Here is a 22,370-nt window from a genome sequence, read left to right as displayed (position 1 = left end):
TTACACCCCTTCAGCGACATAGCGGGCAATGATATCGCCCATTTCATCGGTACTGACCGCCGCCGCGCCGCGCGCTAAATCGCCGGTACGTACGCCTTCTTCTAATGCGCGGTTGATCGCATTTTCAATCGCGGTTGCCGCGTTATCGGCATCCAGGCTATAGCGCAGCAGCAGCGCCAGGGAGAGGATCTGCGCGATGGGGTTAGCGATGTTTTTACCGGCGATATCCGGCGCGGAGCCGCCTGCGGGTTCATATAAACCAAAGCCTTGCTCGTTGAGGCTGGCGGACGGCAGCATGCCCATTGAACCGGTAATCATGGCGCATTCGTCAGACAGGATGTCGCCGAAAAGATTGGAGCACAGCAGGACGTCAAACTGGGACGGATCTTTGATCAGCTGCATGGTGGCGTTGTCGATATACATATGCGACAGCTCAACGTCAGGATACTGCTTACTGACTTCACTAACGATTTCACGCCACAAAATAGAAGACTGCAGCACGTTCGCTTTATCAATCGAGGTCACTTTGTGGCGACGCTTGCGGGCGGACTCGAACGCAATATGGGCGATACGCTCAATCTCAAAGCGATGATACACCTCGGTATCGAACGCTTTCTCATGCTGGCCGCTGCCTTCACGGCCTTTCGGCTGGCCGAAGTAAATGCCGCCGGTCAGTTCGCGGACGCATAAAATGTCGAAGCCGTTAGCGGCGATATCGGCGCGCAGCGGGCAAAACTCTTCCAGGCCCTGGTACAGCTTAGCCGGGCGCAGGTTGCTGAATAATTTGAAATGCTTACGCAGGGGCAGCAGCGCGCCGCGCTCCGGCTGCTCCGCGGGCGGCAGGTGCTCCCATTTCGGTCCGCCAACGGAGCCAAACAGGATCGCGTCGGCCTGTTCGCAGCCTTCGACGGTAGTCTGCGGCAGGGGAGTGCCCTGACGATCGATGGCGACACCGCCGACGTCGTGCTGGCTAGTGGTAATGCGCATATCAAAACGGTGGCGAACGGCTTCCAGTACTTTCATCGCCTGGTTCATGACTTCCGGGCCAATACCATCACCTGGTAAAACAGCAATATGGTAATTCTTCGACATTACACGGTTTCCTTATTGTTCTCTTTATTCTGAGCTTTGCGTTGCAATTCTTTTTCGACTTCAGCGGCGCGCCAGATATTGTTCAGGACGTGAACCATGGCTTTCGCGGACGATTCCACGATATCCGTCGCCAGGCCCACGCCGTGGAAGCGGCGGCCGTTGTAGTTCGCCACGATGTCCACCTGGCCCAGCGCATCCTTACCCTGACCCTTGGCGTTGAGGTCATATTTGACCAGCTCAATCTCATAGCCGGTGATGCGGTTAATGGCCTGATAAATGGCGTCCACCGGGCCGTTACCGTTGGCGGCCTCAGCTTTTGTTTCATCACCGCAGGCCAGCTTCACGGAGGCGGTTGCGATATCGCTGGAGCCGGACTGCACGCTGAAGTAATCCAGGCGGAAATGTTCCGGTTCTTCCTGTTGTTTATTAATGAAGGCTAACGCTTCCAGGTCATAGTCAAATACCTGGCCCTTTTTATCCGCCAGCTTGAGGAACGCGTCATACAGATGGTCCATGTTGTAGTCGGTGTCTTTATAGCCCATCTCTTCCATACGGTGTTTTACCGCCGCGCGGCCGGAGCGTGAGGTCAGGTTCAGCTGCACCTGGTTCAGACCGATAGATTCCGGCGTCATGATTTCGTAGTTTTCGCGATTCTTCAGCACGCCGTCCTGGTGAATACCGGAAGAGTGGGCAAAGGCGCCGGTTCCGACGATAGCTTTGTTGGCAGGGATCGGCATATTGCAAATCTGGCTGACGGTCTGGCTGGTACGCCAGATTTCCTGGTGATTAATGCGGGTGTGCACATTCATAATGTCTTTGCGCACTTTAATCGCCATGATCACTTCTTCCAGCGAGCAGTTGCCGGCGCGTTCGCCGATACCGTTCATCGCGCCTTCAACCTGGCGAGCGCCGGCGTGGACCGCTGCGAGGGCGTTGCCGACCGCGATGCCTAAGTCGTCATGGGTATGGACGGAGATAATGGCCTTGTCGATGTTAGGCACGCGTTCGTACAAACCGGTGATGATGTTGGCGAATTCGAACGGCATGGTGTAGCCGACGGTATCTGGAATATTGATGGTTGTTGCGCCTGCATTAATCGCGGCTTCAACGACGCGAGCCAGATCGGCAATCGGCGTACGGCCAGCGTCTTCACAGGAAAACTCGACATCGTCAGTGTAGTTGCGTGCGCGCTTCACCATATAGATGGCACGTTCAATAACCTCATCCAGGTTACTGCGCAGCTTGGTGGCGATATGCATCGGCGAGGTGGCGATAAAAGTGTGAATACGGAACGCTTCCGCCACTTTTAATGATTCTGCTGCAACATCGATATCTTTTTCTACGCAGCGGGCCAGGGCGCAAACGCGGCTGTTTTTGATCGTGCGCGCGATGGTTTGCACGGATTCAAAGTCGCCTGGAGACGAGACTGGGAAGCCCACTTCCATGACGTCAACGCCCATCCGCTCCAGGGCCATAGCAATCTGCAGTTTCTCTTTCACACTCAGGCTGGCTTGTAACGCTTGTTCACCGTCGCGTAAGGTCGTATCGAAAATAATGACTTGCTGGCTCATGGTTTAGATCCTTGGTCTGTGTCCTGGCGCCTTGCTTACGAGCATAAAAAAACCCGCGCATTGGCGCGGGTTTTATAGTCTTGCTGGAAGATGACTTAACGATGAACGTCGCCCAACAGCCTACCGCGCAAAATGGATGCGTTTAGTAGTAGTAGGCTGAGAAAGCGAATGCTGCGAATCATTGCGTCATGCTCCAGATGAAATCGTTATGCATTTAGAGTTACTGGATATGGGGTTTGATGTCAACCCTTGGGTGAACAAAAGGTCTTTTTACCCGAGGGGAGAATTAGCTAATTGTGCTGACGATCGCGCTTTTTTGCCGATGATCCTTTTTAGGACATCAGCGCATGTTGAGATATTTTCACTATTTGATAATTTTGATTTTCGCTGAAAGCCACAAGGATAGCGCGCCTGGCCAGAATCATATCTTAATGAAATAGCTGAATTTATTTGTTTGCTGAATGTGTCCGTGTTTGTAAGGGGGAATTATCAATGATAATAAAATGTGAATGTTAAGGGCAGCTTAAACCGATATTGTAATAGTGCTTAAATTATAGTTAACCGCTGCTGTTATTGTTTATTTTTGATATTTATGGGTACACTTGGTTTTATCAAGTAAACAATATGGTTAGAGGGTTGCGGGTACGTTCAACTGCAGAATTTTCGTCGCCACTCATAACCTTAATATATTCCTAAAATTCATCTTTGCCCTTTTGTAAATGTCATATGCATGGTAAATGATATTTTCAGAATTAATTACTGCACTTTGGCAAAGGGAATTTAGCGTGACAGTGGAGTTAAATATGTTAAAAGAAAATACTGAATATAAGCCGGACTCAGAGGTGGAAAACGCAAAACCTCAGCTGAGAATGGTCGACCTGAATCTGTTAACCGTATTTGATGCGGTAATGCAGGAACAAAATATCACCCGTGCGGCACACTCCCTGGGGATGTCGCAGCCGGCGGTCAGCAATGCCGTATCAAGACTGAAGGTGATGTTTAATGATGAGCTGTTTGTTCGTTATGGACGCGGCATCCAGCCAACGGCGCGTGCTTATCAGCTATTTGGTTCTGTACGACAGGCATTACAATTAGTGCAGAACGAGTTGCCGGGCTCGGGCTTCGAGCCGCTCAGCAGCGAGCGGGTCTTTAATTTATGCGTTTGCAGCCCGCTGGATAATGCATTGACTTCGGTTATTTTCAACAAAGTTGGCGAGATTGCGCCCAACATTCATTTGGTCTTTAAATCAGCATTGAATCAAAACACGGAACATCAATTACGTTATCAGGAAATTGAATTCGTTATTGGTTATGAAGAGTTTCGTCGTCCCGAGTTTGCCTGCGTGCCTTTATTTAAAGATGAAATGGTGCTGGTGGCGAGCCGGAAACATCCGCGTATTTCTGGCCCAATGATGGAAAATGATATTTATCAGGAGGAGCATGCGGTTGTCGCTCTCGACCGATACGCTTCATTTAGCCAGCCATGGTATGACACCGCGGATAAACAATCGCGTATTGCTTATCAAGGTAACGCGATGGTCAGCGTATTAAATGTGGTTTCCCAGACCAATATGGTTGCTATCGCACCGCGCTGGTTAGCCAGCGAGTTTGCCGATAAGCTGGATTTGCAAATATTACCGTTGCCGCTGAAAGTGAATAGCCGTACCTGCTATCTTTCATGGCATGAAGCGGCGGGCCGTGATAAAGGGCATCAGTGGATGGAAGAATTGCTGGTCAATATCTGCCAGCGCTAAACGGTCGCGATACAAACGGGGGCTTCGGCTCCTGCTTTGTGTGACAAAAATCACTAAACGTAGAATTTTATTCTGTTTGCGATTGTCCGCCCCCGGCGCTGCCCGTTAAAAAATGGATGATTTGCTGTAGTTGGTTATTTTCCCCGAGCATTGACTATCATATTTTCTTATCTCCGAAGTTTTTCACCGTGTTTTAGCTGCGAACCTTTCTTTTATCCTTTTAATGGCTCTTAGGTGCCGACGGTCGCCAATTGCCTGCCCGTTAGCGAGCAGTTATGGTAACGGCATGCAGTCTATTCACCTCAGGACGAAGCTTTTGCGCTTCGTCCTGTGCGAGCGCGCGGAAATCGGATTCCGCTGTCGTTAAAAACTATAAGCCGGGAGGCAAACCATGGAGATGTTGTCAGGAGCCGAAATGGTCGTCCAGTCGCTGGTCGATCAGGGCGTCAAGCAGGTGTTCGGTTATCCCGGGGGCGCGGTCCTCGATATCTATGATGCGTTACATACCCTTGGCGGAATCGATCACGTACTGGTCCGCCATGAGCAAGCTGCCGTGCATATGGCGGATGGCCTTGCGCGCGCAACGGGCGAGGTCGGGGTAGTCCTGGTGACCTCGGGTCCGGGGGCGACTAACGCGATTACCGGCATTGCGACTGCTTATATGGATTCCATTCCGCTGGTGATTCTTTCCGGCCAGGTCGCGACGTCCTTAATTGGCTACGATGCTTTCCAGGAGTGCGACATGGTGGGGATCTCCCGACCGGTGGTAAAACACAGCTTTCTGGTTAAGCAAACCGAAGATATTCCCGGCGTGCTGAAAAAAGCGTTCTGGCTGGCAGCCAGCGGGCGTCCCGGCCCGGTCGTCGTGGATCTACCGAAAGATATTCTCAATCCGGCGAAAAAACTGCCGTACGCCTGGCCAGATACGGTCAGCATGCGCTCTTATAATCCGACGACGTCGGGTCATAAAGGGCAGATTAAACGTGCGCTGCAGACGCTGGTGGCGGCCAAAAAACCGGTGGTTTACGTCGGTGGCGGGGCGATTAATGCGCAGTGTGAACCGCAGCTATTTGCGCTGGTTGAGAAACTGAAGCTGCCGGTGGCGTCTTCGCTGATGGGGCTGGGCGCCTTCCCCGCCTCGCACCAGCAGGCGTTAGGGATGCTGGGCATGCATGGGACCTATGAAGCCAATATGACCATGCACCATTCCGACGTGATTTTCGCCGTTGGCGTGCGCTTCGACGATCGTACAACGAATAATCTGGCCAGGTACTGTCCGAACGCGACGGTGCTGCATATTGATATCGATCCCACTTCGATATCCAAGACCGTTCCTGCCGACGTGCCTATCGTTGGCGACGCCCGCCTGGTGCTGGAACAGATGCTGGAACTGCTCGACCATGAAGAGACGCAGCAGCCGCTGGATGAAATCCGCGACTGGTGGCAGCAGATTGAGCAGTGGCGCGCGCGTCATTGCCTGCAGTACGACACGCAAAGCGGCAAGATTAAACCGCAGGCGGTAATTGAGACCATCTGGCGTCTGACGCACGGCGATGCGTACGTGACGTCCGATGTGGGTCAGCATCAGATGTTCGCGGCGCTTTATTATCCTTTCGACAAACCGCGGCGCTGGATCAACTCAGGTGGTCTGGGAACGATGGGATTTGGCCTTCCCGCCGCGCTGGGCGTGAAGATGGCGCTGCCGGAAGAAACGGTGATTTGCGTGACCGGCGATGGCAGCATCCAGATGAATATTCAGGAGCTCTCCACCGCGCTGCAGTACGAGCTGCCGGTGCTGGTGCTGAACCTCAATAACCGCTACCTCGGGATGGTGAAGCAGTGGCAGGATATGCTTTACTCTGGCCGTCATTCACAATCCTATATGGAGTCATTGCCTGATTTTGCTCGCGTCGCGGAAGCCTACGGCCACGTGGGGATTCGTATCAGCGACCCGCAGGAGCTGGAAGCGAAACTCGCTGAGGCGCTGGAGCAGGTGCGTAATAATCGACTGGTTTTCGTTGATGTAACGGTTGACGGCAGTGAGCATGTATACCCCATGCAGATTCGCGGCGGCGGTATGGACGAGATGTGGCTGAGCAAAACGGAGAGGACCTGATTATGCGCCGGATATTATCAGTATTACTGGAGAACGAATCGGGCGCGCTATCCCGCGTGATCGGCCTCTTTTCACAGCGCGGTTATAATATTGAAAGCCTGACGGTAGCGCCGACGGACGATCCGACGTTATCCAGAATGACGATTCAAACCGTTGGCGATGAGAAAGCGATTGAGCAGATAGAAAAGCAGCTGCACAAGCTGGTCGACGTGCTGCGCGTTAACGAGCTCGGACAAGGCGCGCACGTTGAGCGTGAAATTATGCTGGTGAAGGTCCAGGCCAGCGGCTATGGACGCGATGAGGTCAAGCGCAATACGGAAATCTTCCGTGGGCAAATTATCGACGTCACGCCGTCTATCTATACCGTTCAGCTGGCGGGAACCAGCGATAAGCTGGATGCGTTTTTGGCTTCGCTGCGCGACGTGGCGCGAATTGTTGAAGTCGCCCGCTCGGGCGTAGTCGGATTGTCGCGCGGCGACAAAATCATGCGCTGAGCCGCTGAAACCGACGTAAAAATAGCCCGACACAGCCTGTCGGGCTATTTTTTTGCGAAATCGGTGGGAACTGTGGACTAAAGCGGTTGCTGCGCTTACTTTTCTGCGCTTAGATGTTATAAAAACGAATCCATACCTGAAGAATGGTTATGTTCTGTACTTATTACCCAAGGGGCAATTGTGAAACTGGATGAAATCGCCCGGCTGGCCGGTGTCTCGCGAACGACCGCTAGCTATGTGATTAATGGGAAAGCGAAGCAGTATCGCGTTAGCGATAAAACTGTTGAAAAGGTGATGGCGGTGGTTCGTGAGCACAACTATCATCCGAATGCGGTTGCTGCAGGCTTGCGTGCAGGACGTACGCGGTCCATTGGTCTGGTTATCCCGGACCTGGAAAACACCAGCTATACGCGCATCGCTAATTACCTGGAGCGTCAGGCGCGCCAGCGCGGCTATCAGCTATTGATCGCCTGCTCCGAGGATCAGCCGGATAACGAAATGCGCTGCATTGAGCATCTGCTGCAGCGTCAGGTCGACGCGATAATCGTTTCCACCTCATTACCGCCTGAACATCCGTTCTATCAGCGCTGGGCTAACGATCCGTTCCCGATTGTCGCGCTCGACCGCGCGCTCGATCGAGAGCACTTCACCAGCGTGGTGGGCGCCGATCAGGACGATGCTGAAATGCTCGGTGCGGAATTGCGTAAGTTTCCGGCTGAAACGGTGCTGTACCTTGGCGCGCTGCCGGAGCTTTCGGTGAGCTTCCTGCGCGAGCAGGGATTCCGTACGGCATGGAAGGACGATCCGCGAGAGGTGAATTTCCTCTATGCAAACAGCTACGAGCGCGAAGCCGCGGCGCAGCTCTTTGAAAAGTGGCTGGAAACGCATCCAATGCCTCAGGCGCTGTTTACGACTTCGTTTCCGCTGCTGCAGGGGGTGATGGACGTCACGCTGCGCCGGGAAGGGAAGCTGCCTTCTGAGCTGGCTATTGCCACTTTTGGCGATAATGAGCTGCTGGATTTCCTCCAGTGTCCCGTTTTAGCCGTAGCCCAGCGCCACCGCGACGTGGCGGAGCGCGTGCTGGAGATCGTGCTCGCCAGTCTTGATGAACCGCGTAAGCCGAAACCTGGGTTAAGCCGTATCCGGCGCAATCTTTATCGTCGCGGCAGCCTGAATCGCCGCTAAGCGCGTGACCAGGATTATTCGTAGAGCATTCGCCAGACGGAGACGCGTCTGGCGATAATCCGCTGAGATGACGCAAAAATTGCAGGGTTAAGGATCTTTCAGACAAATCCTTAATCTTCCTGACATCTCTTTTAATTTTATTCTTCGCGCCATTTATTTCGCGGTTTAATTAGCCCATAAAAGGATTAGCGTATTTATTTGTATTATTTTGTTACATTCAGCGGGTGAGTTGCTGAATTAACACTCATTTCCTCGCTATTATGGTAGCGATAAGCGCTGTACCCCGCAGTAAGAGTACCTCTCCTGTGAAAACTGGTGCTGTTAACGGTCACCAGAATGGCCTAAAATGCCGCTCGCGTCGCAAACTGACACTTTATATTTTCCCTTCGAAGATATTTTGCTGCTTTAACTGTTACAAGTTTGTTGGTTGTTTTCTTACCGATATTCATAACGTTAATTTGCCTCGTTTGTTGGTTGATTTTTCCTCAGGGCGAATATCGGCTGTAAATAATGGGTTTTTGAGCTCTGTTGGCATCCGTGCTGGCTTGACAAGCTTTTCCTCCGCTCCGTAAACTCCTTCTTGTGGGAATTTGTGGGGTAAAGTGGCGAAAAGGGGTGAGGCTGGCATGTTCCGTGGGGCAACGTTAGTCAATCTCGACAGTAAAGGCCGTCTGGCCGTACCGACGCGCTACCGCGACGGGCTGATCGAGAACGCTTCCGGTCAATTGGTATGCACCATTGACATCCATCACCCGTGCCTGCTGCTTTACCCTTTGCCTGAATGGGAAATCATCGAGCAAAAATTATCGCGTTTATCGAGCATGAACCCCACCGAGCGGCGCGTACAGCGTTTGCTTCTGGGACATGCCAGCGAATGTCAGATGGATAGCGCCGGGAGGCTATTAATCGCCCCGGTGCTGCGGCAACACGCCGGGCTGACAAAAGAAGTGATGCTGGTCGGGCAGTTCAATAAGTTTGAGCTGTGGGACGAAACGACCTGGTATCAACGGGTCAAGGAAGATATCGACGCTGAGCAGTCCGCTTCCGGGGAACTGTCGGAGCGCCTGCAGGATTTGTCTTTGTAAAATGATGGAAAATTATAAACACACTACGGTACTTCTGGATGAAGCCGTTAACGGCCTGAATATTCGTCCTGACGGTATCTACATTGATGGTACCTTTGGCCGCGGCGGTCACTCGCGCCTGATTCTCTCCCAGCTGGGAGCGGAGGGACGCCTGCTGGCGATCGATCGCGACCCGCAGGCTATTGCCGTCGCGAAAACTATCGATGATCCCCGCTTTTCCATCGTTCATGGTCCTTTTTCTCAGCTGGCCGACTATGTTGGCGAGCGCAATCTAACCGGCAAGATCGACGGTATTCTGCTCGATCTTGGCGTCTCTTCACCGCAGCTGGATGACGCTGAACGTGGCTTCTCTTTTATGCGCGATGGTCCGTTGGATATGCGCATGGATCCGACGCGCGGCCAGTCAGCCGCTGAATGGCTACAAACCGCCGACGAAGCCGATATCGCCTGGGTCATCAAAACCTTCGGCGAAGAGCGCTTTGGTAAACGCATTGCCCGCGCCATCGTCGAACGCAACCGCGTCGAACCGATGACGCGTACCAAAGAGCTGGCGGAGGTCGTTGCGGCGGCGACGCCGGTGAAAGATAAATTCAAACATCCCGCGACCCGTACCTTCCAGGCGGTGCGCATTTGGGTGAACAGTGAACTGGAGGAGATAGAGCAGGCGCTAAAAAGCTCGCTCAGCGTGCTGGCCCCGGGCGGGCGGCTCTCAATCATCAGTTTCCACTCGCTGGAAGACCGTATTGTGAAGCGCTTTATGCGCGAGCAAAGCCGCGGTCCGCAGGTTCCGGCAGGGTTACCGATGACCGAAGAGCAGCTTAAAAAACTGGGCGGCCGTGAGCTAAGAGCATTAGGCAAGTTGATGCCGGGCGAAAAAGAGGTAGCTGAAAATCCTCGTGCCCGTAGTTCAGTTCTGCGTATTGCAGAGAGGACGAACGCATGATCGGCAGAGTGACAGAAGCCCTAAGCAAGGTGAAAGGGTCGATAGGAAGCAACGAGCGCCATGCTTTGCCTGGCGTGATCGGAGACGACCTTCTGCGGTTTGGGAAGCTGCCACTCTGCCTGTTCATTTGCATCATTATTACGGCGATTACGGTGGTGACAACGGCGCACCATACTCGCCTCTTAACCGCGCAGCGCGAACAGCTGGTGCTGGAACGCGACGCGCTGGATATTGAATGGCGCAACCTGATCCTCGAAGAAAATGCTCTCGGCGATCACAGTCGGGTTGAGCGGATCGCGACCGAGAAGCTGCAGATGCAGCACGTCGATCCATCACAAGAAAATATCGTTGTACAGAAATAAGGATTATTGCGACGCATGAAAGCAGCGCCGAAAACGCCAAAAGCAAAACGTCAGGAAGAACAGGCCAACTTTATCAGTTGGCGTTTTGCGTTGCTGTGCGGCTGTATTCTGCTGGCGCTGGGTTTCCTGCTGGGCCGCGTGGCCTGGCTACAGGTGATTAGCCCGGACATGCTGGTACGCCAGGGCGATATGCGTTCTCTGCGCGTGCAGGAAGTCTCTACCGCGCGCGGAATGATAACCGATCGTTCCGGCCGCCCGCTGGCGGTGAGCGTGCCGGTAAAAGCTATCTGGGCTGACCCGAAAGAGCTGCATGAAGCCGGGGGCGTGACCCTGGACAACCGCTGGAAGGCGCTGGCCGATGCGCTGAATATGCCGCTGGATCAGCTGGCATCGCGCATCAATACCAATCCACGGATGCGTTTTATCTATCTGGCGCGTCAGGTGAACCCTGATATGGCCGACTACATCCGTAAATTGAAGCTGCCGGGGATTCATCTGCGGGAAGAGTCCCGCCGCTACTATCCGTCTGGCGAAGTAACCGCTCACCTCATTGGCTTCACTAACGTCGATAGCCAGGGGATTGAGGGCGTAGAGAAGAGCTTTGATAAGTGGCTTACCGGCCAGCCCGGCGAGCGTATCGTGCGTAAAGACCGCTATGGTCGAGTGATTGAAGATATTTCGTCCACCGATAGCCAGGCCGCGCATAACCTGGCGCTGAGCATTGACGAACGCCTGCAGGCGCTGGTGTATCGCGAGCTGAATAATGCGGTGGCGTTCAACAAAGCGGAGTCAGGTACCGCGGTTCTGGTCGACGTTAACACCGGCGAAGTGCTGGCGATGGCCAACAGCCCGTCGTACAACCCGAATAATTTCGCGGGTACCTCCAAAGATACGATGCGTAACCGCGCCATTACCGACGTGTTTGAGCCGGGTTCAACGGTGAAGCCGATGGTGGTGATGACGGCGCTTCAGCGCGGCATTGTTAACGAAAATACCGTACTGAACACCATTCCCTATCGAATTAACGGCCACGAAATCAAAGACGTGGCGCGCTACAGCGAATTGACCCTGACCGGGGTACTACAGAAGTCGAGTAACGTCGGTGTTTCTAAGCTGGCGTTAGCGATGCCGTCCTCAGCGTTAGTAGATACTTACTCACGTTTTGGACTCGGAAAAGCGACCAATTTGGGGTTGGTCGGAGAACGCAGTGGCTTATACCCTCAAAAACAACGGTGGTCTGACATAGAGAGGGCCACCTTTTCTTTCGGCTATGGGCTAATGGTAACCCCGTTACAGTTAGCGCGAGTCTACGCAACGATCGGCAGCTACGGCATATATCGCCCGCTGTCGATTACCAAAGTTGATCCACCGGTTCCGGGCGAGCGCGTCTTCCCGGAATCACTCGTTCGTACCGTTGTTCATATGATGGAAAGCGTGGCGCTGCCCGGCGGCGGCGGCGTGAAGGCGGCGATCAAAGGCTATCGCATCGCCATTAAAACCGGTACGGCGAAAAAAGTAGGGCCCGACGGCCGCTACATCAACAAATACATTGCTTACACCGCAGGCGTTGCGCCCGCCAGCCATCCGCGCTTTGCGCTGGTGGTGGTGATCAACGATCCGCAGGCGGGTAAATACTACGGCGGCGCCGTTTCCGCGCCGGTCTTCGGTGCCATCATGGGCGGCGTACTGCGCACCATGAACATTGAACCGGATGCGCTGGCAACGGCTGAAAAAAGTGAATTAGTGATTAATCAAGGCGAGGGAACAGGTGGCAGATCGTAATTTGCGCGACCTTCTCGCTCCGTGGGTGCCAAATGCGCCGGAGCGAATTCTGCGAGAAATGACGCTGGACAGCCGGGTGGCTGCTTCTGGCGATCTTTTTATCGCGGTTTTAGGTCATCAGGCGGACGGGCGTCGTTATATCCCGCAGGCGATAGCGCAAGGTGTTGCTGCCATTATTGCTGAGGCCAAAGATGAGGCCCATGACGGCGAAATCCGTGAGATGCACGGTGTGCCGGTTATCTATCTGAGCCAACTCAACGAGCGCTTATCCGCGCTGGCCGGGCGTTTTTACCATCAGCCTTCGGAACAACTGCGCCTGGTGGGCGTCACCGGGACTAACGGCAAGACCACCACGACACAGCTGCTGGCGCAGTGGGCGCAGCTGCTGGGGGAAACCAGCGCGGTAATGGGAACCGTAGGCAATGGCCTGCTGGAGAAAGTTATCCCAACGGAAAACACCACCGGTTCGGCCGTTGATGTTCAACACGTACTCTCTGGCCTGGCAGGGCAGGGGGCGACGTTCGCCGCGATGGAAGTCTCTTCCCACGGGCTGGTGCAGCATCGCGTAGCCGCGCTGCAGTTTGCCGCCTCGGTCTTCACCAATCTGAGCCGCGATCACCTCGATTACCACGGTGATATGGAACATTACGAAGCGGCGAAATGGCTGCTCTACTCAACCCACCATTGCGGGCAGGCGATTGTTAATGCGGACGATGAAGTCGGTCGCCGCTGGCTGGCGAAGCTGCCGGATGCGGTTGCCGTATCGATGGAAGATCACATTAACCCGAACTGCCGGGGCCGCTGGCTCAAAGCGACCGCCGTGAGCTATCACGATAGCGGCGCCACCATTCAGTTTGCCTCCAGCTGGGGGAACGGCGAGATCGAAAGCCGCCTGATGGGCGCCTTTAACGTCAGCAATCTGCTGCTGGCCTTAGCCACCCTGCTGGCGCTGGGCTATCCGCTTGCCGATCTGCTGAAAACCGCCGCGCGTCTGCAGCCGGTATGCGGGCGTATGGAAGTGTTCGCCGCGCCGGGTAAACCGACCGTGGTCGTTGATTACGCCCACACGCCTGATGCGCTGGAAAAGGCGCTGCAGGCGGCGCGTCTGCACTGTCGCGGTAAACTGTGGTGCGTATTTGGCTGCGGCGGGGATCGCGACAAAGGCAAGCGTCCGCTGATGGGCGCTATCGCCGAAGAGTTTGCCGATATCGTGGTTGTCACCGACGACAACCCGCGCACCGAAGAGCCGCGGGCGATTATCAACGACATTCTGGCCGGCATGCTGGACGCGGGCCATGCCAGGGCGGTGGAAGGTCGTGCGGAAGCGGTCACTAACGCGGTGATGCAGGCGAAAGAAAACGACGTCGTTCTGGTGGCGGGTAAAGGCCACGAGGACTATCAAATCGTCGGCAATCGCCGACTCGATTACTCTGACCGCGTCACCGTGGCGCGTCTGCTGGGGGCGGTAGCATGATTCGCTTGACTCTCAGCCAGCTCGCCGGCATCACGCATGGCGAGCTGCACGGCCGCGATGTGGCGATTGATGACGTCACCTCCGATACCCGTAAAATCACGGCGGGCTGCCTGTTCGTGGCGCTAAAAGGCGAGCGCTTTGATGCGCATGACTTTGCCGAACAGGCGAAAGCTGCCGGCGCGGGCGCACTGTTGGTCAGCCGTCAGCTGGCCTGCGATCTACCGCAGGTGGTGGTGCAGGATACGCGTCTGGCGTTTGGCGAACTGGCCGCGTGGGTGCGTCAGCAGGTGCCGGCGCGCGTGGTCGCGCTGACCGGATCTTCCGGAAAAACCTCGGTTAAAGAGATGACCGCGGCGATTCTGAGCCAGTGCGGCAATACGCTGTATACCGCAGGTAACCTGAACAACGATATCGGCGTGCCGATGACGCTGCTGCGTCTCACCAAAGAACATGACTACGCGGTCATCGAGTTAGGCGCTAATCACCAGGGGGAAATTGCCTGGACCGTTAGTCTGACCCGTCCCGAAGCCGCGTTAGTGAATAACCTGGCCGCCGCGCACCTGGAAGGCTTTGGCTCTCTGGAAGGCGTGGCGAAAGCCAAGGGCGAAATTTACACCGGTCTACCGCTCAACGGCATCGCGATTATGAACGCCGACAATAATGACTGGCTGAACTGGCAAAGCGTGATTGGCGAGCGTAAAACCTGGCGTTTTTCGCCGAACGCCGCCCACAGTGATTTCACGGCAACCAACGTTCATGTGACCTCGCACGGGACTGAATTTACTCTGCAGACCCCAACGGGCAGCGTTGATGTACTGCTACCGCTGCCGGGGCGCCATAACATCGCCAACGCGCTGGCTGCCGCGGCGCTGTCAATGGCGGTGGGGGCGACGCATGAGGCGATCAAAGCGGGTCTGAAAGATCTGCAAGCGGTACCGGGGCGGCTATTCCCGATTCAGCTGACCGACAGCCAGCTGCTGCTGGATGATTCCTATAACGCCAACGTCGGCTCGCTGACCGCCGCGGTACAGGTGCTGTCTGAGATGCCGGGCTACCGGGTACTGGTCGTCGGCGATATGGCCGAACTCGGCGCGGAAAGCCAGGCGTGCCATCGTCAGGTGGGCGAAGCGGCAAAAGCGGCCGGGCTCGATCGCGTACTGAGCGTCGGTACGTTGAGCGCAGAGATCAGCGGCGCCAGCGGCGTTGGCGAACATTTTAGCGAGAAGGCCGCGCTGGTGACCCGCCTGCGCGAGCTCACCGCAGAACATAAAATTATGACCATTTTAGTGAAGGGTTCACGTAGTGCCGCCATGGAAGTGGTAGTACGCGCATTACAGGAGAACGGAACATGTTAGTATGGCTGGCCGAACATTTGGTCAAATATTATTCAGGCTTTAACGTCTTTTCCTACCTGACGTTTCGCGCCATTGTCAGCCTGCTGACCGCGCTGTTCATCTCTCTGTGGATGGGCCCGCGCATGATCGCCCGTCTGCAAAAACTCTCCTTTGGCCAGGTTGTACGTAACGATGGCCCGGAATCTCACTTTAGTAAGCGCGGTACGCCGACTATGGGCGGGATCATGATCCTGACCGCCATTGTTGTCTCCGTTCTGCTGTGGGCCTATCCATCTAACCCCTACGTCTGGTGCGTGCTGACGGTACTGGTGGGCTACGGCATCATCGGCTTCGTTGATGACTACCGTAAAGTGGTTCGTAAAGATACCAAGGGTCTGATTGCCCGCTGGAAATACTTCTGGATGTCGGTGATTGCGCTGGGCGTCGCCTTTGCGCTGTATATGGCGGGTAAAGATACGCCGGCGACTCAGTTGGTGGTGCCGTTCTTTAAAGACGTGATGCCGCAGCTGGGCCTGTTCTACGTCCTGCTGGCCTATTTCGTTATCGTCGGGACCGGTAATGCGGTCAACCTGACCGACGGCCTTGATGGGCTGGCGATTATGCCAACCGTATTCGTTGCCGCCGGCTTCGCGCTGGTTGCCTGGGCGACCGGGAACATGAATTTCGCCAACTACCTGCATATCCCTTATTTGCGTCACGCCGGTGAACTGGTGATCGTCTGTACGGCGATTGTCGGCGCGGGCCTGGGCTTCCTGTGGTTTAACACCTATCCGGCACAGGTCTTTATGGGCGATGTGGGTTCGCTGGCACTCGGCGGCGCGCTGGGGATTATCGCCGTGCTGCTGCGCCAGGAATTCCTGCTGGTGATTATGGGCGGCGTATTTGTGGTGGAAACGCTCTCGGTGATTCTGCAGGTCGGCTCCTTCAAGCTGCGCGGTCAGCGCATCTTCCGCATGGCGCCGATTCACCATCACTATGAACTGAAAGGCTGGCCGGAACCGCGCGTTATCGTGCGTTTCTGGATTATTTCGCTGATGCTGGTGCTGATTGGCCTGGCGACGCTGAAGGTACGTTAATCATGGCAGATTATCAGGGTAAAAAAGTCGTCATTATTGGGCTGGGTATGACCGGCCTGTCATGCGTGGACTTTTTCATGGCTCGCGGCGTGACGCCGCGGGTGATGGATACCCGCGTTGCTCCGGCGGGGCTGGATAAGCTGCCGGAAGCCGTTGAGCGCTATGTCGGCGGTCTGAACGAAGACTGGCTGTTGACGGCGGACCTGATTGTTGCCAGCCCTGGCATCGCGCTGGCGCATCCTTCCCTGAGCGCCGCGGCGGATGCGGGGGTAGAAATAGTCGGCGATATTGAACTGTTCTGCCGCGAGGCGCAGGCGCCGATTATTGCGATCACCGGTTCCAACGGTAAAAGCACCGTGACTTCCCTTGTGGGAGAAATGGCGAAAGCGGCGGGGTTGAACGTTGGCGTCGGGGGCAATATTGGCCTGCCGGCGCTGATGCTGCTGGATGCTGAGCGCGAACTCTATGTCCTGGAGCTTTCCAGCTTCCAGCTGGAAACCACCTCCAGCCTGCGGGCGGCCGCGGCGACGATCCTTAACGTCACCGAAGATCATATGGACCGCTATCCGCTGGGGCTTCAGCAGTATCGCGCCGCCAAACTGCGCGTTTATGAGAATGCGCGGGCCTGTATCGTCAATGCCGACGATGCGTTAACCATGCCGGTACGCGGCGCTGACGATCGCTGCATCAGCTTCGGCGTTGACGTTGGCGACTATCACCTGAACCGCCAGCAGGGAGAAACCTGGCTGCGCGTCAAAGGCGAGAAAGTGCTCAACGTCAAAGAGATGAAGATTAGCGGCCAGCATAACTACAGTAACGCGCTTGCGGCCCTGGCTCTGGCGGACGCGGTGGGTCTGCCGCGCGCCAGCAGCCTGAAAGCGCTGACCACATTCACCGGGCTGGCGCATCGTTTCCAGCTGGTGCTGGAGCACAACGGCGTGCGCTGGATCAACGATTCTAAAGCCACCAACGTCGGCAGTACCGAAGCGGCGCTCAATGGGCTGCATCTTGATGGAACGCTCTATCTGCTGCTGGGCGGCGATGGGAAATCCGCTGATTTCACGCCGTTAAGCCGTTACCTGACCGGCGACAACGTTCGCCTGTACTGCTTCGGCCGCGACGGCGCGCAGCTGGCGGCTCTTCGCCCGGAAGTCGCCGTGCAAACGGAAACCATGGAGCAGGCGATGCGCCAGATTGCGCCGCAGGTTGTCGCGGGCGATATGGTGCTGCTGTCTCCCGCGTGCGCCAGCCTCGATCAGTTTAAAAACTTTGAACAACGCGGCGACATCTTTGCTCGCCTGGCGAAGGAGTTAGGTTGATGCGTTTATCACTCCCGCGCCTGAAAATGCCACGGCTGAGACTGCCGCGTCTGCCGGGAATGTTTATTTTCGCATGGCTGTTCGCCGCGCTGAAAGGCTGGGTGATGGGCTCGCGGCAAAAAGATACCGATAGCCTGGTGATGTATGACCGGATGCTGCTGTGGCTGACCTTTGGCCTGGCTGCAATCGGCTTCATCATGGTGACCTCGGCGTCGATGCCGGTAGGCCAGCGTCTGGCGAACGATCCGTTTCTGTTTGCCAAGCGCGATGGCTTATACATTCTGCTGGCGCTAGGGCTGGCGATGGTGACGCTGCGCCTGCCGATGGAGTTCTGGCAGCGCCACAGTACCGCGATGCTGATCGCCTCTATCGTCATGCTGCTGATTGTTCTGGTGGTCGGTAGCTCGGTTAACGGGGCGTCGCGCTGGATTGCGCTGGGGCCGCTGCGTATCCAGCCTGCGGAGTTTACCAAGCTGTCGCTGTTCTGCTACATCGCCAACTACCTCGTGCGTAAAGGCGACGAAGTGCGTAACAACCTGCGCGGCTTCTTAAAGCCGATGGGCGTGATTTTCGTACTGGCGATTTTACTGCTGGCGCAGCCTGACCTCGGTACCGTCGTCGTGCTGTTTGTGACCACCCTGGCCATGCTGTTCCTGGCGGGAGCCAAGCTGTGGCAGTTTATCGCCATTATCGGGATGGGGCTTTCGGCGGTCGTACTACTGATTCTGGCTGAACCGTACCGTATCCGCCGCGTGACCTCTTTCTGGAACCCGTGGGAAGATCCGTTCGGCAGCGGCTACCAGCTAACCCAGTCGCTGATGGCCTTTGGTCGCGGCGAAATGTGGGGGCAGGGCCTGGGCAATTCGGTCCAGAAGCTGGAGTATTTGCCCGAGGCGCACACCGATTTCATCTTCGCCATTATAGGTGAAGAGCTCGGTTATATCGGTGTGGTACTCGCACTTTTAATGGTATTCTTCGTCGCTTTTCGCGCCATGTCCATTGGCCGCAAAGCGCTGGAGATTGACCACCGTTTCTCCGGATTTCTGGCCTGCGCCATTGGGATCTGGTTTAGCTTTCAGGCGCTGGTTAACGTCGGCGCGGCGGCGGGGATGCTGCCAACCAAAGGCCTGACGCTGCCGCTGATCAGTTACGGCGGTTCGAGCCTGCTGATTATGTCGACGGCGATCATGTTGCTGTTACGAATTGATTATGAAACGCGTCTGGAAAAAGCCCAGGCGTTTACACGGGGTGTTCGATGAGCGGTCAGGAAAAGCGCTTAATGGTGATGGCAGGCGGTACCGGCGGACACGTGTTCCCGGGACTGGCGGTTGCGCACCATTTAATGGACCAGGGCTGGCAGGTCCGCTGGCTGGGTACCGCGGATCGTATGGAAGCGGATTTAGTGCCGAAGCACGGCATTGAAATTGATTTCATTCAGATATCCGGCCTGCGCGGCAAGGGCCTGAAGGCGCAGCTGCTGGCGCCGGTGCGTATTTTCAACGCCTGGCGTCAGGCGCGAGCGATTATGCAGCGTTTTCAGCCGGACGTGGTGCTGGGCATGGGCGGCTATGTTTCCGGACCCGGCGGTCTGGCGGCATGGTCGCTGGGGATCCCGGTTGTCCTGCATGAACAGAACGGGATTGCCGGCCTGACGAATAAATGGCTGGCGAAAATTGCCAAAAAGGTCATGCAGGCATTTCCCGGCGCTTTCCCGCATGCCGACGTTGTTGGCAACCCGGTTCGTACCGATGTGCTGGCGCTGCCGCTGCCGGAACAGCGGTTAGTCGGGCGTCAGGGGCCGATTCGCGTATTGGTCGTCGGCGGCTCGCAGGGCGCGCGCGTGCTCAATCAGACGATGCCGCAGGTGGCGGCGAAGCTGGGTTCTGCTGTCACCATCTGGCACCAGAGCGGTAAAGGGGGCCAGGAGAGCGTACAGCAGGCTTATTCCGACGCCGGCCAGCCGCAGCACAAAGTCACCGAATTTATTGACGACATGGCGGCGGCTTATGCCTGGGCCGATGTTGTCGTATGTCGTTCCGGGGCGCTGACGGTGAGCGAAATTGCCGCCGCGGGTTTACCGGCGCTGTTTGTGCCTTTTCAGCACAAAGATCGTCAGCAGTACTGGAATGCGCTGCCGTTAGAGAAGGCAGGGGCAGCGAAGATCCTTGAGCAGCCGCAGTTTACCGTGGAGGCCGTTGCGCAAACCCTGGCGGGTTGGGATCGCGAGACGCTGCTGGATATGGCGGAGCGAGCGCGCAGAGCCTCGATTCCGGACGCGACCGAACGGGTAGCAGAAGAAGTGAGCGCCGCAGCACTGGCGCGTTAATCGCGGTGATGATCACCGTCCGAATAAAGAAGTTGATGGCGTAAAGAATGAATACACAAGATCTGGCAAAACTGCGTTCTATCGTGCCCGAGATGCGTCGCGTCCGGCACATTCACTTTGTTGGCATTGGCGGTGCCGGCATGGGCGGTATTGCCGAAGTTCTGGCCAACGAAGGTTATCAGATTAGCGGCTCCGACCTGGCGCCGAATCCGGTGACCCAGCAGTTGACTCAGCTTGGCGCCACGATTTATTTCAACCATCGCCCTGAAAACGTGCGCGATGCGAGCGTTGTCGTGGTTTCCAGCGCGATTTCTGCGGATAACCCGGAAATCGTCGCCGCCCACGAAGCGCGTATTCCGGTTATTCGCCGCGCCGAGATGCTGGCGGAGCTGATGCGTTTTCGCCACGGCATTGCCATTGCCGGCACGCACGGAAAGACCACAACCACGGCGATGGTCTCGAGCATTTACGCTGAAGCCGGGCTGGATCCTACCTTCGTGAACGGTGGTCTGGTCAAAGCCGCTGGCGTGCACGCGCGCCTTGGCCATAGTCGTTACCTGATTGCCGAAGCGGACGAAAGCGACGCCTCGTTCCTGCATTTACAGCCGATGGTCGCTATCGTAACCAATATCGAAGCCGATCATATGGATACCTACCACGGCGACTTCGAAAACCTGAAGCAGACGTTTATTAACTTCCTGCACAATCTGCCGTTCTACGGACGCGCGGTGATGTGCGTGGACGATCCGGTGATTCGTGAACTGCTGCCGCGCGTTGGCCGCCAGCTCACCACCTACGGATTTAGCGATGATGCCGACGTTCGCGTGGAAGAGTATCGTCAGGTTGGCGCTCAGGGCCATTTCCGTCTGGTTCGCCAGGATAAAGAGGTCATTCAGGTGACGCTGAACGCGCCGGGTCGCCACAACGCGCTGAACGCGGCGGCGGCGGTGGCCGTTGCGACGGAAGAGGGCATTGATGATGACGCTATTTTGCGCGCGCTGGAAAGCTTCCAGGGCACCGGCCGTCGCTTTGATTTCCTTGGCGAATACCCCTTAGCTGAAGTTAACGGTAAAGAGGGTACCGCGATGCTGATCGATGATTATGGTCATCATCCTACGGAAGTGGATGCCACCATCAAAGCTGCGCGGGCGGGCTGGCCGGATAAAAACCTGGTGATGCTGTTTCAGCCGCACCGTTTTACCCGTACGCGCGATCTGTACGATGATTTCGCCAACGTGCTGACCCAGGTTGACGCGCTGCTGATGCTGGACGTTTATTCCGCGGGCGAAGCCGCTATTCCTGGCGCCGACAGCCGCTCGCTGTGCCGTACGATTCGCGGCCGCGGTAAAGTCGACCCGATTCTGGTTTCCGACCCGGCGCAGGCGGCAGAGATGCTGGCTTCAGTATTGACCGGCAACGATCTGGTGCTGGTTCAGGGGGCGGGAAATATTGGTAAAATCGCCCGTCACCTGGCGGAAATCAAATTGCAGCCGCAAAAATCGCAGGAGGAGCGCCATGGCTGATAAAATCGCGGTCCTCTTTGGCGGAACCTCCGCTGAACGCGAAGTCTCTCTCAATTCAGGTTCGGCGGTGCTCGCCGGCCTGCGTGAAGCCGGGGTCGATGCGCACCCGGTCGACCCGCGCGACGTGGATATTACCCAATTGAAAAATATGGGTTTTCAGAAAGCGTTTATTGCCTTGCACGGTCGCGGCGGTGAAGATGGTACGTTGCAGGGGCTGCTGGAGCTGATTCAACTCCCCTATACCGGCAGCGGCGTGATGGCTTCCGCTATCTCAATGGATAAGCTGCGCAGCAAACTGCTGTGGCAGGGCGCCGGGCTGCCGGTTGCGCCGTGGGTTGCGCTAACGCGTAAACAGTTTACCGCGGGGCTTTCCGCTGAGGTAGAACAGCAGATTTCCGCCCTCGGACTGCCGTTGATTGTTAAACCCAGTCGCGAAGGCTCCAGCGTCGGTATGTCCAAAGTCAGCGAAAGTTGTGCATTACAAAATGCATTGACGCTGGCTTTTCAGCATGATGACGAAGTTCTGATTGAAAAATGGCTCAGTGGGCCGGAATTTACCGTCGCTATCGTCGGAGAAGAAATTTTACCGTCAATACGTATCCAGGCGGCTGGAACCTTCTATGATTATGAAGCAAAGTATCTCTCTGATGAAACGCAATATTTCTGCCCTGGCCTGGAAGATTCCGCGCGCGAGGCAGAAATCCAGGCTCTGGTGCAAAAAGCCTGGGATAGTCTTGGCTGTTACGGCTGGGGGCGAATTGATGTGATGCTGGACAGCGATGGCCAGTTTTATCTGCTGGAAGCAAACACCTCTCCTGGCATGACCAGCCATAGCCTGGTGCCCATGGCGGCGCGTCAGGCAGGGATGAGCTTCTCGCAGCTTGTTGTACGAATTCTGGACCTGGCGGGGTGA

18 protein-coding genes are annotated in these 22,370 nt (G+C 56.0%); 16 read left to right on the top strand and 2 right to left on the bottom strand.

The window, feature by feature from the left end:
- Both leuB and leuA read right to left on the bottom strand, forming a co-directional pair.
- Positions 1–1,092 (bottom strand): 3-isopropylmalate dehydrogenase, encoded by a 1,092-nt coding sequence (gene leuB / locus ABLU87_RS05515; protein ID WP_004098566.1) that lies wholly within the window; start codon positions 1,090–1,092, stop codon positions 1–3.
- On the bottom strand, positions 1,092–2,663 hold the full coding sequence (gene leuA / locus ABLU87_RS05510) for a 2-isopropylmalate synthase (protein ID WP_004098567.1): 1,572 nt from the start codon (positions 2,661–2,663) through the stop codon (positions 1,092–1,094). Before leuA ends, leuB begins: the two co-directional genes overlap by 1 nt.
- 785 nt (positions 2,664–3,448) lie before the next feature.
- Here leuA and leuO point away from each other — a divergent pair.
- The 16 genes from leuO (at position 3,449) to ABLU87_RS05430 (ending at position 22,370) form a co-directional block, all read left to right on the top strand.
- A complete protein-coding gene (leuO, locus tag ABLU87_RS05505) occupies positions 3,449–4,417 on the top strand; it encodes a transcriptional regulator LeuO (RefSeq protein ID WP_086073947.1) in 969 nt (322 codons plus the stop codon).
- 391 nt (positions 4,418–4,808) lie between these two features.
- Complete coding sequence (gene ilvI / locus ABLU87_RS05500; RefSeq protein WP_025106489.1) at positions 4,809–6,533, top strand: acetolactate synthase 3 large subunit; 1,725 nt, start codon at positions 4,809–4,811, stop codon at positions 6,531–6,533.
- Positions 6,534–6,535: 2 nt separating this feature from the next.
- Complete coding sequence (gene ilvN, locus ABLU87_RS05495) at positions 6,536–7,027, top strand: acetolactate synthase small subunit (RefSeq protein WP_004098573.1); 492 nt, start codon at positions 6,536–6,538, stop codon at positions 7,025–7,027.
- A 180-nt stretch (positions 7,028–7,207) separates the two neighbouring features.
- Entirely contained in the window at positions 7,208–8,212 is a 1,005-nt protein-coding gene (gene cra / locus ABLU87_RS05490; RefSeq protein WP_122117003.1) for a catabolite repressor/activator, read from the top strand.
- 626 nt (positions 8,213–8,838) lie between these two features.
- On the top strand, positions 8,839–9,297 hold the full coding sequence (gene mraZ / locus ABLU87_RS05485) for a division/cell wall cluster transcriptional repressor MraZ (RefSeq protein ID WP_009654608.1): 459 nt from the start codon (positions 8,839–8,841) through the stop codon (positions 9,295–9,297).
- Position 9,298: 1 nt separating this feature from the next.
- Positions 9,299–10,240 carry a 16S rRNA (cytosine(1402)-N(4))-methyltransferase RsmH gene (gene rsmH, locus ABLU87_RS05480; protein WP_004098579.1) on the top strand — a complete coding sequence of 314 codons (942 nt, stop codon included), beginning with the start codon at positions 9,299–9,301 and terminating at the stop codon, positions 10,238–10,240.
- The gene (gene ftsL / locus ABLU87_RS05475) at positions 10,237–10,602 is read left to right on the top strand and encodes a cell division protein FtsL (protein WP_002888550.1); all 366 of its coding nucleotides are present in this window, start codon (positions 10,237–10,239) and stop codon (positions 10,600–10,602) included. The genes rsmH and ftsL overlap by 4 nt, the downstream gene beginning before the upstream one ends.
- Positions 10,603–10,617: 15 nt before the next feature.
- Positions 10,618–12,384 carry a peptidoglycan glycosyltransferase FtsI gene (locus tag ABLU87_RS05470; RefSeq protein WP_004098582.1) on the top strand — a complete coding sequence of 589 codons (1,767 nt, stop codon included), beginning with the start codon at positions 10,618–10,620 and terminating at the stop codon, positions 12,382–12,384.
- Positions 12,371–13,858 (top strand): UDP-N-acetylmuramoyl-L-alanyl-D-glutamate--2,6-diaminopimelate ligase, encoded by a 1,488-nt coding sequence (murE, locus tag ABLU87_RS05465; RefSeq protein WP_004098583.1) that lies wholly within the window; start codon positions 12,371–12,373, stop codon positions 13,856–13,858. The genes ABLU87_RS05470 and murE overlap by 14 nt, the downstream gene beginning before the upstream one ends.
- Positions 13,855–15,213: a UDP-N-acetylmuramoyl-tripeptide--D-alanyl-D-alanine ligase gene (gene murF, locus ABLU87_RS05460; protein ID WP_122117004.1), complete on the top strand. Its 1,359-nt coding sequence runs from the start codon at positions 13,855–13,857 to the stop codon at positions 15,211–15,213. The genes murE and murF overlap by 4 nt, the downstream gene beginning before the upstream one ends.
- Positions 15,207–16,289, top strand: a complete 1,083-nt coding sequence (gene mraY, locus ABLU87_RS05455; RefSeq protein WP_004098585.1) for a phospho-N-acetylmuramoyl-pentapeptide-transferase — start codon at positions 15,207–15,209, stop codon at positions 16,287–16,289. Before murF ends, mraY begins: the two co-directional genes overlap by 7 nt.
- 2 nt (positions 16,290–16,291) lie before the next feature.
- Positions 16,292–17,608, top strand: a complete 1,317-nt coding sequence (murD, locus tag ABLU87_RS05450; protein ID WP_122117005.1) for a UDP-N-acetylmuramoyl-L-alanine--D-glutamate ligase — start codon at positions 16,292–16,294, stop codon at positions 17,606–17,608.
- Positions 17,608–18,867 (top strand): cell division protein FtsW, encoded by a 1,260-nt coding sequence (gene ftsW, locus ABLU87_RS05445; protein WP_004098587.1) that lies wholly within the window; start codon positions 17,608–17,610, stop codon positions 18,865–18,867. Before murD ends, ftsW begins: the two co-directional genes overlap by 1 nt.
- Positions 18,864–19,934, top strand: a complete 1,071-nt coding sequence (gene murG / locus ABLU87_RS05440; RefSeq protein WP_122117006.1) for an undecaprenyldiphospho-muramoylpentapeptide beta-N-acetylglucosaminyltransferase — start codon at positions 18,864–18,866, stop codon at positions 19,932–19,934. The genes ftsW and murG overlap by 4 nt, the downstream gene beginning before the upstream one ends.
- A gap of 47 nt (positions 19,935–19,981) precedes the next feature.
- Positions 19,982–21,457, top strand: coding sequence for a UDP-N-acetylmuramate--L-alanine ligase (murC, locus tag ABLU87_RS05435; RefSeq protein ID WP_014227921.1), 1,476 nt, complete (start codon positions 19,982–19,984; stop codon positions 21,455–21,457).
- Positions 21,450–22,370, top strand: coding sequence for a D-alanine--D-alanine ligase (locus ABLU87_RS05430; protein WP_122117007.1), 921 nt, complete (start codon positions 21,450–21,452; stop codon positions 22,368–22,370). The genes murC and ABLU87_RS05430 overlap by 8 nt, the downstream gene beginning before the upstream one ends.

It is taken from the genome of Klebsiella sp. CB_Kp196 (assembly GCF_040061575.1).
Taxonomy (GTDB): Bacteria; Pseudomonadota; Gammaproteobacteria; order Enterobacterales; family Enterobacteriaceae; genus Klebsiella; species Klebsiella michiganensis.
The sequence above is the reverse complement of the archived record's forward strand: the minus strand, read 5'-3'. Positions and strand labels throughout refer to the sequence as shown.

What these genes read in the sequence shown, in the direction of transcription:
- leuB (WP_004098566.1), bottom strand. Translation starts at nt 1,092, where the DNA reads ATGTCGAAGAATTACCATATTGCTGTTTTACCAGGTGATGGTATTGGC.
- leuA (WP_004098567.1), bottom strand. Translation starts at nt 2,663, where the DNA reads ATGAGCCAGCAAGTCATTATTTTCGATACGACCTTACGCGACGGTGAA.
- ilvI (WP_025106489.1), top strand. Translation starts at nt 4,809, where the DNA reads ATGGAGATGTTGTCAGGAGCCGAAATGGTCGTCCAGTCGCTGGTCGAT.
- ilvN (WP_004098573.1), top strand. Translation starts at nt 6,536, where the DNA reads ATGCGCCGGATATTATCAGTATTACTGGAGAACGAATCGGGCGCGCTA.
- mraZ (WP_009654608.1), top strand. Translation starts at nt 8,839, where the DNA reads ATGTTCCGTGGGGCAACGTTAGTCAATCTCGACAGTAAAGGCCGTCTG.
- rsmH (WP_004098579.1), top strand. Translation starts at nt 9,299, where the DNA reads ATGATGGAAAATTATAAACACACTACGGTACTTCTGGATGAAGCCGTT.
- ftsL (WP_002888550.1), top strand. Translation starts at nt 10,237, where the DNA reads ATGATCGGCAGAGTGACAGAAGCCCTAAGCAAGGTGAAAGGGTCGATA.
- ABLU87_RS05470 (WP_004098582.1), top strand. Translation starts at nt 10,618, where the DNA reads ATGAAAGCAGCGCCGAAAACGCCAAAAGCAAAACGTCAGGAAGAACAG.
- murF (WP_122117004.1), top strand. Translation starts at nt 13,855, where the DNA reads ATGATTCGCTTGACTCTCAGCCAGCTCGCCGGCATCACGCATGGCGAG.
- mraY (WP_004098585.1), top strand. Translation starts at nt 15,207, where the DNA reads ATGTTAGTATGGCTGGCCGAACATTTGGTCAAATATTATTCAGGCTTT.
- murD (WP_122117005.1), top strand. Translation starts at nt 16,292, where the DNA reads ATGGCAGATTATCAGGGTAAAAAAGTCGTCATTATTGGGCTGGGTATG.
- ftsW (WP_004098587.1), top strand. Translation starts at nt 17,608, where the DNA reads ATGCGTTTATCACTCCCGCGCCTGAAAATGCCACGGCTGAGACTGCCG.
- murG (WP_122117006.1), top strand. Translation starts at nt 18,864, where the DNA reads ATGAGCGGTCAGGAAAAGCGCTTAATGGTGATGGCAGGCGGTACCGGC.
- murC (WP_014227921.1), top strand. Translation starts at nt 19,982, where the DNA reads ATGAATACACAAGATCTGGCAAAACTGCGTTCTATCGTGCCCGAGATG.
- ABLU87_RS05430 (WP_122117007.1), top strand. Translation starts at nt 21,450, where the DNA reads ATGGCTGATAAAATCGCGGTCCTCTTTGGCGGAACCTCCGCTGAACGC.